General features: G+C 72.1%; 14 protein-coding genes. 9 read left to right on the forward strand and 5 right to left on the reverse strand.

The window, feature by feature from the left end; genetic code table 11:
• Positions 1 to 21 precede the first annotated feature (21 nt).
• Genes AB0B89_RS00880 through iolD form a run of 6 tightly spaced genes read left to right on the forward strand, consistent with a single transcriptional unit; the run spans position 22 to position 6,531 of the window.
• Complete coding sequence (locus AB0B89_RS00880) at positions 22 to 1,005, forward strand: Gfo/Idh/MocA family oxidoreductase (protein ID WP_358546129.1); 984 nt, start codon at positions 22 to 24, stop codon at positions 1,003 to 1,005.
• Positions 1,002 to 1,973 (forward strand): TIM barrel protein, encoded by a 972-nt coding sequence (locus AB0B89_RS00885; RefSeq protein WP_358546132.1) that lies wholly within the window; start codon positions 1,002 to 1,004, stop codon positions 1,971 to 1,973. Before AB0B89_RS00880 ends, AB0B89_RS00885 begins: the two co-directional genes overlap by 4 nt.
• Positions 1,970 to 2,941, forward strand: a complete 972-nt coding sequence (gene iolC / locus AB0B89_RS00890; RefSeq protein WP_358546135.1) for a 5-dehydro-2-deoxygluconokinase — start codon at positions 1,970 to 1,972, stop codon at positions 2,939 to 2,941. The genes AB0B89_RS00885 and iolC overlap by 4 nt, the downstream gene beginning before the upstream one ends.
• Positions 2,934 to 3,815 (forward strand): deoxyribose-phosphate aldolase, encoded by an 882-nt coding sequence (locus AB0B89_RS00895; protein WP_358546137.1) that lies wholly within the window; start codon positions 2,934 to 2,936, stop codon positions 3,813 to 3,815. Before iolC ends, AB0B89_RS00895 begins: the two co-directional genes overlap by 8 nt.
• Positions 3,815 to 4,693: a 5-deoxy-glucuronate isomerase gene (gene iolB / locus AB0B89_RS00900; RefSeq protein ID WP_358546140.1), complete on the forward strand. Its 879-nt coding sequence runs from the start codon at positions 3,815 to 3,817 to the stop codon at positions 4,691 to 4,693. Before AB0B89_RS00895 ends, iolB begins: the two co-directional genes overlap by 1 nt.
• Positions 4,690 to 6,531, forward strand: coding sequence for a 3D-(3,5/4)-trihydroxycyclohexane-1,2-dione acylhydrolase (decyclizing) (iolD, locus tag AB0B89_RS00905; protein WP_358546142.1), 1,842 nt, complete (start codon positions 4,690 to 4,692; stop codon positions 6,529 to 6,531). Before iolB ends, iolD begins: the two co-directional genes overlap by 4 nt.
• 23 nt (positions 6,532 to 6,554) lie before the next feature.
• On the opposite strand, the gene AB0B89_RS00910 is transcribed toward iolD, so the two are convergent.
• Both AB0B89_RS00910 and AB0B89_RS00915 read right to left on the reverse strand, forming a co-directional pair.
• Positions 6,555 to 7,754: an MFS transporter gene (locus AB0B89_RS00910; RefSeq protein ID WP_358546145.1), complete on the reverse strand. Its 1,200-nt coding sequence runs from the start codon at positions 7,752 to 7,754 to the stop codon at positions 6,555 to 6,557.
• A 174-nt stretch (positions 7,755 to 7,928) separates the two neighbouring features.
• Entirely contained in the window at positions 7,929 to 8,330 is a 402-nt protein-coding gene (locus tag AB0B89_RS00915) for a hypothetical protein (RefSeq protein ID WP_358546147.1), read from the reverse strand.
• A gap of 188 nt (positions 8,331 to 8,518) precedes the next feature.
• On the opposite strand from AB0B89_RS00915, the gene AB0B89_RS00920 reads away from it, so the two are divergent.
• Positions 8,519 to 9,214: a DUF1707 domain-containing protein gene (locus AB0B89_RS00920; RefSeq protein WP_358546149.1), complete on the forward strand. Its 696-nt coding sequence runs from the start codon at positions 8,519 to 8,521 to the stop codon at positions 9,212 to 9,214.
• 99 nt (positions 9,215 to 9,313) lie between these two features.
• On the opposite strand, the gene glpX is transcribed toward AB0B89_RS00920, so the two are convergent.
• Positions 9,314 to 10,348, reverse strand: coding sequence for a class II fructose-bisphosphatase (gene glpX, locus AB0B89_RS00925; protein ID WP_358546152.1), 1,035 nt, complete (start codon positions 10,346 to 10,348; stop codon positions 9,314 to 9,316).
• A 144-nt stretch (positions 10,349 to 10,492) separates the two neighbouring features.
• On the opposite strand from glpX, the gene AB0B89_RS00930 reads away from it, so the two are divergent.
• Together AB0B89_RS00930 and AB0B89_RS00935 are read left to right on the forward strand one after the other, a co-directional pair.
• Positions 10,493 to 11,089: a TetR/AcrR family transcriptional regulator gene (locus AB0B89_RS00930; protein ID WP_358546155.1), complete on the forward strand. Its 597-nt coding sequence runs from the start codon at positions 10,493 to 10,495 to the stop codon at positions 11,087 to 11,089.
• A 48-nt stretch (positions 11,090 to 11,137) separates the two neighbouring features.
• Positions 11,138 to 11,710, forward strand: coding sequence for a DUF4245 domain-containing protein (locus AB0B89_RS00935; RefSeq protein WP_358546157.1), 573 nt, complete (start codon positions 11,138 to 11,140; stop codon positions 11,708 to 11,710).
• 87 nt (positions 11,711 to 11,797) lie between these two features.
• On the opposite strand, the gene AB0B89_RS00940 is transcribed toward AB0B89_RS00935, so the two are convergent.
• Both AB0B89_RS00940 and xseA read right to left on the reverse strand, forming a co-directional pair.
• Positions 11,798 to 12,061: an exodeoxyribonuclease VII small subunit gene (locus tag AB0B89_RS00940; RefSeq protein WP_358546160.1), complete on the reverse strand. Its 264-nt coding sequence runs from the start codon at positions 12,059 to 12,061 to the stop codon at positions 11,798 to 11,800.
• A gap of 13 nt (positions 12,062 to 12,074) precedes the next feature.
• Positions 12,075 to 13,286 carry an exodeoxyribonuclease VII large subunit gene (xseA, locus tag AB0B89_RS00945; RefSeq protein WP_358546163.1) on the reverse strand — a complete coding sequence of 404 codons (1,212 nt, stop codon included), beginning with the start codon at positions 13,284 to 13,286 and terminating at the stop codon, positions 12,075 to 12,077.
• Positions 13,287 to 13,307 lie beyond the last annotated feature (21 nt).

The raw sequence follows: 13,307 nt of genomic DNA on the forward strand, positions 1-13,307 counted from the left end.
TGATCGAGCCGCGGAGGCAGTATGCGTGTGGGTCTGTTGGGTCTTGGCCGCATCGGAGCGTTCCACGCGACGACGCTCGCCGCGCATCCCGAGGTCGGCGAGCTGATCGTGTCGGACGCCGACGAGGTGCGGGCGAAGGAGGTGGCAGGCCGGGTCGGAGCGCTGGTCGGAGACGCGTTCGAGACGGACGCGGTGGTCGTCGCCACCCCCACCTCGACCCATGCGGAGCTCATCCTGCGGGCCTGCGACGCCGGCGTCCCGGTCTTCTGCGAGAAGCCGGTCGCGCCGGGCATCGAGGAGACCGCACGCGTCGTCGAGGCGGCAGATCGCAGCGGCACGCTCGTCCACATCGGCTTCCAGCGGCGCTTCGACGCCGGGTACGCCGCCGCGCGCCGGGCGCTCAGGAGCGGCGAAGTGGGCGACCTGCACCGGGTCCACCTGCTGACCGCCGACCCCCGGCCGCCCGACGCCGCCTACATCCCCCTCTCCGGGGGCATCTTCCGCGACTGCCACATCCACGACTTCGACATCCTCCGCTGGGTGACCGGCCGCGAGGTCGAGTCGGTGTACGCCACGGGGGCCAACCGGGGGGCCGCGTTCTTCGCGGAGGCGGGCGACGTGGACACCAGCGCCGCCCTGCTGACCCTCGACGACGGAACGCTTGTGACGATGCAGGGGTCTCGATACAACGGCGCCGGGTACGACGTGCGGATGGAGCTCGCGGGAACACGTGGCACGGTCGTCGTGGGGCTCGACGACCGCGTGCCCCTGACCTCGGCCGAGCCCGCCGCCGGGTTCCCAAGCGGCGAGCCGTGGCCCGACTTCGGCGCCCGCTTCGAGGCGGCCTACGTCACCGAGATCGGGGCCTTCCTCGGCAGCGTGCGCGACGGCGGGCAGAGCCCCTGCACCGTCCAGGACGCGCTCGCCGCCCTGCGCGTCGCCGAGGCGGCAGAGCTGTCCCGCCGCACCGGACGCCTGGTGAGGGTCGCGGAGGTGACCGTATGAGCGCACCTGTGGCCGGTCCCTCGGGCGACGCCGTGACCGGCCCGGTCAGGATCGCCGCAGCCCCGATCTCGTGGGGGGTGTGCGAGGTGCCGGGCTGGGGCCACCAGCTCGACCGCGACCGCGTCCTCGGTGAGATGCGCGCGCTCGGCCTCACCGCGACCGAGCTGGGCCCCGACGGCTTCCTGCCCCCGTCCCCCGGGCACCGCCGCACGCTCCTCGCGTCGTACGGCCTGAGCGGCATCGGGGGCTTCGTCCCGGTCGTGCTGCACGATCCCGCGTACGACCCTGTGCCGGAGGCGCAGGCCACGTTGCGGGCGTTCGCCGACGGTGACGTGGGGACGGTCGTGCTCGCGGCCGCGACCGGCGCCGACGGCTACGACGAGAGACCCGTGCTCGACGCCGAGGGCTGGAAGACGCTTCTGGCCAACCTCGGACGGGTGCTGGAGGCGGCCGAGCGGTTCGAGCGGGCCGTCACCCTCCACCCGCACGTCGGCACCATGATCGAGACGCGTGACGAGGTCGGCCGGGTGCTCGACGGCTCGGAGATGCCACTCTGCCTGGACACCGGCCACCTTCTCATCGGGGGCACCGACCCGCTTGACCTGGTGTCCAGGGCAGCAGCCAGAGTCGCACACGTTCACCTCAAAGACGTGGACGCCACGCTCGCCGAGCAGGTCCGCGCGGGAAAGCTCACCTACACCGACGCCGTGCGCGCCGGGATCTACCGCCCCCTCGGCAGGGGCGACGTCGACGTGGCGGGCATCGTGACCCGGCTCGGCGACGCCCACTACCAGGGCTGGTACGTCATGGAGCAGGACGTCGTCCTCGACGGGGAGCCGCCGAGCGGCGAGGGGCCGATGGCCGCCGTCCGCGAGAGCCTGGCGTACCTGTCCGCGCTCTCGCATCCCGCGCCCGAGGCGGTGCCGGGGTCCGGTCTGCCCGGGTACGGCAGGGAAGGCGACGCATGACCGAGGTGCTCACGATCGGCAGGGTGGGCGTCGACATCTACCCGCTCCAGGTCGGCGTCTCGCTGCGCGAGGTGGAGACCTTCGGCAAGTACCTCGGCGGCAGCCCTTCCAACGTCGCGGTCGCCGCCGCCCGGCTGGGCCGCGAGTCCGCCGTGATCACCCGCACAGGGGCCGATCCGTTCGGGGAGTTCGTCCACGACGCGCTGCGCTCGTACGGCGTCGACGACCGCCACGTCACCGAGGTCCGGGGGCTGCCGACACCCGTGACCTTCTGCGAGATCCGCCCTCCCGAGGACTTCCCGCTGTTCTTCTACCGCTACCCCAAGGCCCCCGACCTGGAGATCTATCCGGAGGAGCTGGACCTCGCGGCGATCAGGGGGGCGCGCCTGTTCTGGGCGACGATCACCGGGCTGTCCGAGGAACCGTCCAGAAGCGCCCACTTCGCCGCCTGGGAGGCCAGGGGCCGCGCGCCGCTGACCGTGCTCGACCTCGACTACCGCCCCATGTTCTGGGCGTCGCCCGAAGCGGCGCGAGAATGGGTACGCAAGGCCCTCGGGCAGGTCACCGTGGCCGTGGGGAACCTCGACGAGTGCGAGGTGGCCACCGGCACGCGCGAGCCGTACGAGGCCGCCAGGGCGCTGCTCGACCAGGGCGTCGAGCTGGCGGTCGTGAAGCGGGGATCCGCGGGCGTGCTGGGCATGACGGCAGGGGAGACCGTGGAGGTGCCACCGGTGCCGGTCGAGGTGGTGAACGGGCTCGGCGCGGGCGACGCGTTCGGCGGCGCGCTCTGCGACGGCCTGCTCGCCGGCCGGAGCCTTGAGGAGACCCTGCGCTTCGCCAACGCGGCCGGGGCGATCGTCGCCGGACGGCTCGCCTGCGCGCCGGCCATGCCCACGGCCAAGGAAGTCGAGGCCGTGCTCTCTGGGCTCTCAGGGCTCTCAGGGCTCCCGGGGGAAGCCCATGCGTGACGACGATCGCAGGAGGCTGGCCGAGTACCGCGCCAGGTATCCCGAGAAGATCGCCCAGGCCGCCGCCGAACGCCGGCGCAGGCCGCTGCTGGCCGACCGCGACCAGCTCCTGATCATCGCGGCCGACCACCCGGCCAGAGGCGCGATCGGCGTGCGCGGGCGGCCGATGGCCATGGCCAGCCGCGTCGACCTGCTCGACCGGCTCGGCGTCGCGCTGGCGCGGCCCGGGGTCGACGGCCTGCTCGCCACCCCCGACATCGTCGAAGATCTGCTGCTGCTCGGCGCGCTCCACGACAAGGTGGTGATCGGGTCGATGAACCGGGGCGGCGTCCACGGCACGGCGTTCGAGTTCGACGACCGCTTCACGGCCTACGACACCGAGTCGATCGTCCAGATGCGGCTCGACGGGGGCAAGATGCTCTGCCGCATCGGCGTGCGCTCGGCCGAGACGGTCAACACGCTGGAGGCATGCTCGCGTGCCGTGACGAGCCTGGCCAGGCAGAGCCTGGTCGCCATGATCGAGCCGTTCTGGTCCCACAGGGACGAGGGCGTCGTCCACCACGACCTGTCCCCGGAAGGCATGATCCACGCCATCCACGTCGCCCAGGGGCTCGGCGCGACCTCCGCGCGCACCTGGCTCAAGATCCCGGTCATCGACGAGATGGAGCGGGTCACCGAGGCGACCACCCTGCCCACCCTGCTGCTCGGCGGCGACCCCACGGCGGCCCCCGACCGGGTGTACTCATCGTGGCGCGACGCGCTGCGGCTTCCCGGTGTGCGCGGCCTGGTCGTCGGACGCGCGCTGCTCTACCCGCCCGACGACGATGTGGCCGCGGCCGTCGACATCGCCGCCGGGCTGCTGGAGGTGACCTGATGTCCTACATCCCCGCCGGCTCCACCGCCGAGGCTCCCTGGGCGCTGCGGATCTCGCCCGAGACCGCCGGATGGACCTACGCCGGGCTCCGGGCGCTCAACATCTCCGGCGAGACGGTCGAGTTCGGCACCGGCGACGAGGAGATGCTCGTCGTCCCGCTGTCCGGGTCCTGCCTCGTCGAGTGCGATGGGGTACGCCTCGACCTGCGGGGCCGCGAGTCGGTCTTCGGCGCCGTGACGGACTTCGCCTACCTGCCCATCGGGTCGGGCGTCCGGCTGAGCGGGCGGGGCCGCTTCGCCCTGCCGTCGGCCGTCGCGACGCGGCGGCTCCCGGTGCGGTACGGCCCGGCCGAGGACGTCCCCGTGGAGGTGCGGGGAGCGGGGCGGGCCAGCCGCCAGGTCAACAACTTCTGCGCCCCGGACGCCTTCGAGTGCGACAAGCTCGTCGCGGTCGAGGTGCTGACCCCCGAGGGCAACTGGTCGTCCTACCCTCCGCACAAGCACGACACGCCGGGCGACGGCGAGGCCGTGCTGGAGGAGATCTACTACTTCGAGGGCGGCCCCGGATACCAGCGGGTGTACGGATCGCCGGGCAGGCCCATCGACGTGCTGGCGGAGGTGAGCTGCGGGGACGTGGTGCTGGTGCCGCACGGCTACCACGGGCCCTCGATGGCGGCTCCCGGCTACGACCTGTACTACCTGAACGTGCTGGCCGGGCCGGCGCCGAAGCGTTCCATGGCCTTCTGCGACGACCCCCGCCACGCCTGGATCCGCTCCACCTGGCACGACCAGCCGGTGGACCCCCGCGTCCCCATGACCCGGCCCCCGAGGACCCACGAGCCGGCATCCGCGAACGGCGAGCCGGAGGCGAAGGCATGACGACGATCCGGCTGACCGTGGCCCAGGCGCTGGTGCGGTTCCTCGGCGAGCAGTGGAGCGAGCGCGACGGGGTGGAGCAGCGGCTCATCGAGGGCTGCTTCGGCATCTTCGGGCACGGGAACGTCGCCGGCGTCGGCCAGGCGCTCGCGGAGCGCGGCGCGGGCCTCGGCGATCCGCTGCCCTACTACCTGGCGAGGAACGAGCAGGCCATGGTCCACACGGCCGTGGGCTTCGCCAGGACGCGCAACCGCCTCTCGACCTTCGCCTGCACGTCTTCGATCGGTCCGGGCGCCACCAACATGGTGACCGGCGCCGCGCTCGCGACGATCAACAGGATCCCGGTGCTCCTCCTGCCGGGCGACATCTTCGCGACCCGCGCCGCCGGGGCCGTCCTGCAGGAGCTTGAGGACCCACGCTCGTACGACGTCAGCGTCAACGACTGCCTGCGGCCGGTGTCGCGCTTCTTCGACCGGATCAACCGGCCCGAGCAGCTCCCTTCGGCGCTGATGGCGGCGATGCGGGTGCTCACCGACCCCGCCGAGACCGGCGCGGTGACGATCGCCCTGCCGCAGGACGTGCAGGCCGAGGCGTACGACTGGCCCGCCGAGATGTTCGCCCGCAGGGTCTGGCACGTGGCGAGGCCCATCCCCGACGCGGCCGCCGTGGAGCGGGCCGCGGAGGCGATCAGGCGTTCCCGGCGCCCGCTGATCGTCGCGGGCGGCGGCGTGATCTACAGCGAGGCGTGGGAGGAGCTCACCGCCTTCGCCGAGTCCCACGGCGTGCCCGTCGGGGAGACCCAGGCGGGCAAGGGCGTCCTGCCGTACGACCATCCGTGCGCGCTCGGGGCGATCGGGCACACCGGCACGGCCGCCGCGAACGCGATCGCCCGCGAGGCCGACCTGGTCATCGGGGTCGGCACCCGCTACACCGACTTCACGACGGCCTCGCGCACGCTCTTCGGCGACGCGCGCTTCGTGAACCTCAACGTCACGGCCTTCGACGCGGCCAAGCACGCCGGGATCATGCTGGTGGGCGACGCCCGCGAAGGACTCGCGGTGCTCGACCTGGACGGCTGGACGGCCGACCCGTCGTGGACCTCCCGGGCCACCGGGCTGAGCCGTGCCTGGCACGACAAGGTGTCGGCGCTGTACGCGGGGGAAACGCTGACCCAGCCGGTGGTGCTGGGCGTGCTCAACGAGGTCGCGGGGACGGACGGCGTGGTGGTCAACGCCGCCGGGTCGATGCCCGGCGACCTGCACAAACTGTGGCGGTCCTCCGATCCGAAGGCGTACCACGTCGAGTACGGCTACTCGTGCATGGGATACGAGATCGCGGGCGGTCTCGGTGTGAAGCTGGCGGCGCCCGAGCGCGAGGTGTTCGTGCTGGTCGGCGACGGGTCGTACCTCATGATGGCCCAGGAGATCGCCACCGCCGTCCAGGAGGGCGTCAAGCTGATCGTCGTGATCGTGGACAACCACGGCTTCGCGTCGATCGGCGGCCTCTCGGAGTCCGTGGGCGCGCGACGGCTCGGCACGGCCTACCGCAGGCGCTCCCCGGATGGAGGGCTCGACGGGCCGTACCTGCCGGTGGACCTGGCCGCCAACGCCGCGAGCCTTGGAGCCGACGTCCTGCGCGCCTCCGGCCCCGGCTCCCTGCGCGTGGCCCTCACCAAGGCGCGCGAGTCCGCGGTCACGACCGTCGTGTACGTCGAGACCGTGCCCGGCCCCTCTCCCGACACGACCGCCTGGTGGGACGTCCCCGTCGCCGAGGTCTCCTCCACCCCCGACCTCCACCACCGCTACAACGAGGCCAAGCGCGGGCAGCGCCCGTACCTGTAGATCTGTGCAGCGCTGTGCAGGGCTCAGGCCTCACTGGGCCGCGGCGCCAGAAGGGCTCGTGACGGCTGGAAGCCGCGGGCCAGGAGGATGATGGCCGCGGCGAGGACGAGGGGTGCCGCGAAGGCCACCTGGTAGTCGGCGGCGTCGGCGATGCCGCCGACCAGGGCCGCTCCCACGATGAAGCCCACGTAGTTGAACATGTTGACCCGCGCGATCGCCACGCCCGTACCGGCGGGGTCGAGCCGTCCGGCCGCCGAGAACGACTGAGGGGCGACGACGGACAGGCCCACCCCTGTCACGCCGAAGGCGACGATGGCCAGCGGCTCGTTCGGCGCGGCGACGATTCCGGCGAAGCCCAGGGCGGCGAGCGCCCCGCCGATGCGGACGATCGCGGCGGGGCCGTACCTGCGGACGGCGAGGTCGCCGCCGGCCCTGACCACGAAGGTCGTGGCCTGGTAGGCCCCGAGTGCCAGCGGGACGACCGCCGCGGACGCATGCATGATCTTGTCCATGTAGACGGACCCGAAGTTGGAGATCGACGCGTCGCCGACGTAGAGGAAGGCCATCGCCAGGCACAGCGGCAGGATCGGCCTCCATGGGAACCGGCCTCCAGCGGGTACGTCCGTGCCGGGTGCGGGTCCCGCCGGTCGCACATGCTCTTCTTCGGGGGCGCACAGGGTGGGACCGGCGACGACGGCGATGGCGACGCCGGTGACCATGGCGACGGCGAAGGTGACGGGAAGGTTCAGCCCCATGCCACCGGCGGCCGAGGCCCAGACCGCGCCGATGACCGCCGCGGCGCTCCACAGGGCGTGGAAGCCGGTGAGGATCGCCCTGCCGTACCTCCGCTCGATCGTGACGGCCTGCATGTTCATGCCCGCGTCCACCGCGCCGAGGCACAGGCCGAACAGCACGTTCGCGGCGACCAACTCGGGGACGGTGGCCGCGAGCCCCGCCAGCACGACCGCGAGACCGGCCAGCGGCTGGGCGATCCGGAGCACCACCCGGCTGCCGTACCGCTTGGCGATCTCCCCCGCGAGAACGCTGCCCGCACCCGCGATCACGGGCACGATCAGCAGCAGGATGGACAGCTCGCCGTCGCTGAGCCCGTGCTTCTTCTGCAGGGCCGCGACCTGGGTGAGCAAGGTGGCGAACGTCAGCCCCTGGACGAAGAAGACGGCGAAGGTGGCGAGGCGGGCGCGCCGGTCACGTGGGGTAGGCACCGCGGCCTCCGAGAAGGGGAAACATGAGGCTAATTCAGGTTTCGCCAGGGTATGGTCATGGCCCACGCCGGTCAATGGCCCCGCGGGGACGCCGTTCGCCCAGGGCCGGCTCGCCCAGGGCCGGCTCGCCCAGGGCCGGCTCGCTCAGGGCCGGCTCGCCCAGGGCCGGCTCGCTCAGGGCCAGACTCTCTCGCCGCTCGGGACGTCCGAGGACGGCGACAGGCGTACCGCTCGGGTGTCCTGGACGGTGAAGGCGTCCACCACGTGCCGGTTGTGGACCAGGAAGCCGACGACCCCGGCCACGGCCTGCCCGCCCACCGCGGCGTTCGCGTGGCCGGTCAGAAGGTAGATGCGGGGAGCCGACAGCTTGTCGAGCAGGAACCGGCGGCCGTGGCGGTGGACATCCTGAAGGGCCTTGACCGGGATCGGCTGGTCGGAGGTGAACCATACGGCGACGTCCCAGACAGGCAGTCCGGGGTCCGGATCGGCCGACTCCTCATAGCAGCTGACACAGCCGTGGCGGGCATCCTGCCCGTGGGGGCACGCCCAGAAAGCGGCATCGTCCCGGTAGCTCACGCGGTCGGCTCCTCCTCGAACAGGTCGGCGATCATCACGGCGGCCCCGGTGAGCGGGGCGGCCATAACGGCCGAGTCAGATAATTCTGACGGATCTTCTGTCCTGATGTGCTTCGTACCTGGTGGTATTCCGCCAAGTAATGGCGGTAGGGGTACGTCACGGGTCGCTTCGCGGGTTAATGTCGAGGCGTGGAACCCCAACGCGGACCGCGTTACGACCGCTGGAACGACCGTTGGAGCCGGCAGGGAGCACCGGCCCTCCGCCAGTTCCTGTCCGGCGTGCTCAACGGCGTGGCGGCCGACCGGCAGGGCCCGGCTCCCCACGAGCTGAGAGCTTCCGACGCCGATCGCGAACGCGTGGTCACCGTGCTGGCCAGTGCCGTGGCCGACGGCAGACTCACCCACGCCGAGCACGAGGAACGCGTCGAGGCCGTCTACAACGCCCGCACCTTCGGCGAGCTGGCCTCCCTCACCGCCGACCTGCTGCCCGAGCACCTCCAGCCGCTGCGCGCCGACGGACGGCCGGTGATGGCGCTGTTCCGCTCAGAGCAGCGCGAGGGCCGCTGGGTGGTGCCCTCGAACTACTCGGTCACGGCCGTCGGCACCGGCGTCACGCTCGACCTGCGTGACGCGCTGCTCCAGAGCAGCCACATCACCGTCCAGGCCACCGTGGTGGGCGCGACGCTCACGCTGATCGTCCCTGCGGGCGTACGCGTGGACATCCCCGCGTCCGCCGTCCTCGGAGGGAAGAAGAACCGGGTACCGGACTCCGCCCCTCCCGACGCCCCCGTGATCGAGATCACCGGCATGATCATGATGGGCAACGTCGTGGCGAAGGTCCCGAAGCCGCCGAGACGCGGCTGGACCCGGCGCGACAGGCCCTGACCGGGAGCCGGCGCCGCTCGCCGTCGCACGGCCGCCCCGCGTCGCAGGGCGGCCGTCCGCGTCTCAGGGGCCGTACGTCCTCACGAGGACCGGCCGGGGTCAGGTGGCGGTGTCGAAGTTGATCGCGCTGTAGGCCCGGAGCTTCCACAGCTGGTGCTCGCTCTCCACCTTGCGCACGGTGCCGGAACGGCCGCGCATGACCAGCGAGTGCGTGACCGCCGCCCCGCTGCGGTAGCGGACGCCGGCCATCAGCTCCCCGTCGGTGATCCCCGAGGCGGCGAAGAACACGTCCTCGGAGGTCACCAGGTCGTCGGTGGTCAGCACGCGGTCGAGGTCGTGCCCCGCGTCGAGCGCGCGGCGGCGCTCGTCGTCGTCACGCGGCCAGAGCTTGCCCTGGATCACACCCCCGAGGCACTTCAGGGCGCACGCCGCGATGATGCCCTCGGGTGTGCCGCCGACGCCGAGCATGAGGTCGACGCCGGTGTCCGGGCGAGCCGCCATGATCGCGCCGGCCACGTCGCCGTCGGTGATGAACTTGATGCGCGCCCCCGTCTCGCGGATCTCCTTGACGAGCCGCTCGTGGCGGGGCCGGTCGAGGACCACCACCATGACGTCGGACGGCGAGCATCCCTTGGCGCGGGCGACGGCGGCGACGTTGGCGGCAACGGGAGCGTCGATGTCCACCGCGTCCGCCGCCTCGGGACCGGTCACCAGCTTGTCCATGTAGAAGACCGCCGACGGGTCGTACATCGAGCCGCGCGGGCTCACGGCGATCACGGAGATGGCGTTGGGCATGCCCAGCGCGGTCAGGCGGGTGCCGTCGATCGGGTCCACGGCGACGTCGCACTCGGCGCCGCTGCCGTCACCGACGCGCTCGCCGTTGTAGAGCATGGGGGCGTTGTCCTTCTCGCCCTCGCCGATCACCACGACACCGTCCATCGAGACCGTGTTGATCAGCTGTCGCATCGCGTTGACCGCCGAGCCGTCGGCGCCGTTCTTGTCGCCCCGGCCCACCCAGCGTGCCGCGGCCATCGACGCCGCCTCGGTGACGCGGACCAACTCCAGAGCGAGGTTGCGATCGGGCGCGCGGTCTTCTGTGGCCAGCGCGGGCGGTACGGACGTCTGCTCCGACATGGTTACAAGCCCCTCTAATTCGTACGATCGGCGATCGGGACGCCCTGTACTGGACCTACCAGGTTCCGCGCTTTCTAATCCAGCCGACTCCAACGATCGTAGTTGTCCCACTTCCGCGGCCGACGGAGGGATACTGTCACCTGCATGAGCAGCGACACGGAACGGCCCGTGACTGTGCGCACCTCCGAGCGCGGCGCCGCCACGCGCGGCGCCCTCTTGGACGCCGCCAGGGAGACATTCGTCACACGGGGCTTCGCCGAGGCCGGGGTCACCGATGTCGTCTCCCGTGCGGGGGCCAGCGTCGGCAGCCTCTATCACCATTTCTCCGGCAAGGCCGACCTCTACCTCACGCTCTTCGACGAGTTCCAGACCCGTCAGACCCAGCGCACCAAGCAGGCGGTCCAGGCGGCGCGCACCGAGGGCGAGTCCGACCCGATGCGCCTGTTCATCGCCGGTGCCCGCGCCTACCTCGAAGGGTGCTTCGACGAGCGCGAGCTCGCCGCGCTGTTCCTGCGCGGAGACGGGCCCCCGGGCTTCGAGGTGATCATGCGCGACCGCATGCGGCAGTGGGCGCGGCGCAACGCCGCCCTGTTCGAGGACGACAGGGGAGCCCTGGTGGTGGTCGTCACGGGCGCGCTGGCCGCCGCCGTGTCCGAGGTGGCGCTGTCCGACGACGTGACCGCCTCCAGGCGGCTCGCCGAGGACGTCCTCACGATCATCGCCCGGATCCGGCGCCCGTAGGGGCCGCGCGTCTCGGGCCGCCCTTCCCGGCCGGTATTCTCGCTGGTTGTGCGTCGATTCACCGAGGGCTTCTACGGATACGCGTTCGCCGTGCTCGTCTGCCTGGCGCTCGTCGGAGTCTTCCTGCTGATCGCGCCGCAGAGCCGCGAAGAGCACATCCCCAGGGTCGACTACTCGATCACCCTCGCCAACCTGCGCCGCGTCGCGCCGTACGAGGTGCGGGTCCCCGAGCCCGTCCCCGCCGGCTGGGTGCCGAACAGCTCCACCGTCGAGGAGAAGCCGTACGTCACCTGGCGGCTGGGGTTCGCGACGGCCAAGCGCTCCCACGCCTTGCTGGCCCAGAGCGACCAGCCCGGCCAGGACTTCGCCAACCGGCTCGCCAACAGCGACAAGGTCACGGGCACCCGGCAGATCAACGGGCAGACCTGGCAGGAGCGCTTCCGCCCCGACAAGAACCAGCGCTCGCTGGTCAGCTTCCAGTCCGGCGTCACGATCGTCGTCACCGGCCTCGCCGAATGGGACGAGCTGGCGCGGCTCGCCGGCTCCCTGAAGGCCCAGCCCAGGGGGAGCTCCACGATCGAGCCCACCCAGCCGTCGACGGCGAGCCCCGCCGCGTCGTGAAAGAGCCCGCCGCGTCGTGAAGGAGCACTCCGCGTCGTGAAGGAGCACTCCGCGTGGTGAAAAACCGCTGGAAGTCGTGAAGGGCGGTTAGAAGGGGGCGTTCTCCGGCTCGGCGCCCGGCTCCTCGCGGCGGGCCATCGCCGCCGCCAGCCTGACCCTGGCTCCCTGGAGCCACTCCTCGCAGATGGCGGCGAGCTTCTCGCCACGCTCCCAGAGCTCGATCGACTGCTCCAGGGTGAGGCCGCCCGTCTCCAGCCGCCGAACCACCTCGGTCAGCTCCTCGCGGGCCTGCTCGTACGACGGGGTCTCAGCCTTCTCCTCAGCCACGTCACCCACCCTATTGGCAGCCATGGCCCCAGACGCCTCAGGCCGAAGGCTTCGCCACCGTGACGTCGACGCGGTCGTCGGAGAACCGCACGCTCAGCTCCTCGCCGGCCCTGACGCTCGACGCCAGCCGTACGACCTCACCGGAGGGAAGCTGCACGATGGCGTAGCCGCGTTCGAGGGTGGCCGCGGGCGAGAGCGTGACCAGGCGGGCGCGCACGTGCGCCAGGGAGTCCTCGGCGCGGTCCAGGGACGAGGTCAGGCAGCGGCGTGCCCTGTCGCGAAGGCTCTCGGCCTGCTCCGCCCGCCGCTCGATCTCGCGGACGGGGTCCGCCAGCGAGGGCCGGGAGCGTACGGCCGCGACCCAGGACGCCTCGCGGTCGAGCCGGCCGACCACCACGCGCCGCCCCCGGTCGCGCAGCTGGCCGACCAGGGCGAGCTGCTCGCCGACGTCGGGGACGACCTTCTTGGCCGCGTCCGTCGGCGTCGAGGCGCGGACGTCGGCCACCAGGTCGATCAGCGGGTTGTCCTGCTCGTGGCCGATGGCGCTGACCACCGGCGTACGGCAGGCCGAGACGGCGCGCACCAGCGACTCGTCCGAGAACGGCAGCAGGTCCTCCAGGGAGCCGCCGCCCCGGGCGATGACGATCACGTCGACCTCGCGGTCGGTGTCGAGCCTGTGGAGAGCGTCGGTGACCTCGCCCACGGCGTACGGGCCCTGGACGGCGACGGTCTCGACCTTGAAGCGCACGGCGGGCCAGCGGCGGCGGGCGTTCTCCAGGACGTCACGCTCCGCGGCCGAGTCGCGCCCGCAGATGAGGCCGATCGTGCCCGGCAGGAACGGCAGGCGGCGCTTGCGATCGGTGTTGGCGAGGCCCTCGGCGACGATGATCTGCCGGAGCCGCTCCAGCCTGGCCAGCAGCTCGCCGATGCCCACCGGGCGGATCTCCAGGGCGGTGAACGCGAACGAGCCCCTGTTCACCCAGAAGTCCGGCTTGACCAGCACGACCACTCGCGCGCCGTCCACCGGCCGGGGCACCGTCGCCTCGTACACGTTGCGCGGGCAGGTGACGCGGGCGGACACGTTGGCGACCGGATCGCGCAGCGTGAGGAACACCGTGCCGCCCCGCGAGGACAGGTCGGTGATCTGCCCCTCGGCCCAGACGGTGCCGAGCTTGCCGATCCACTGCGCCACCATCTGCAACACCGAGCGGATGGGCAGTGGCTGCTCCGGTGAGGTCTTGGCCGTCATGCGGGCAGCCTACAAACCATC

Source organism: Sphaerisporangium sp. NPDC049002 (assembly GCF_040649355.1).
Lineage (GTDB): Bacteria > Actinomycetota > Actinomycetes > Streptosporangiales > Streptosporangiaceae > Sphaerisporangium.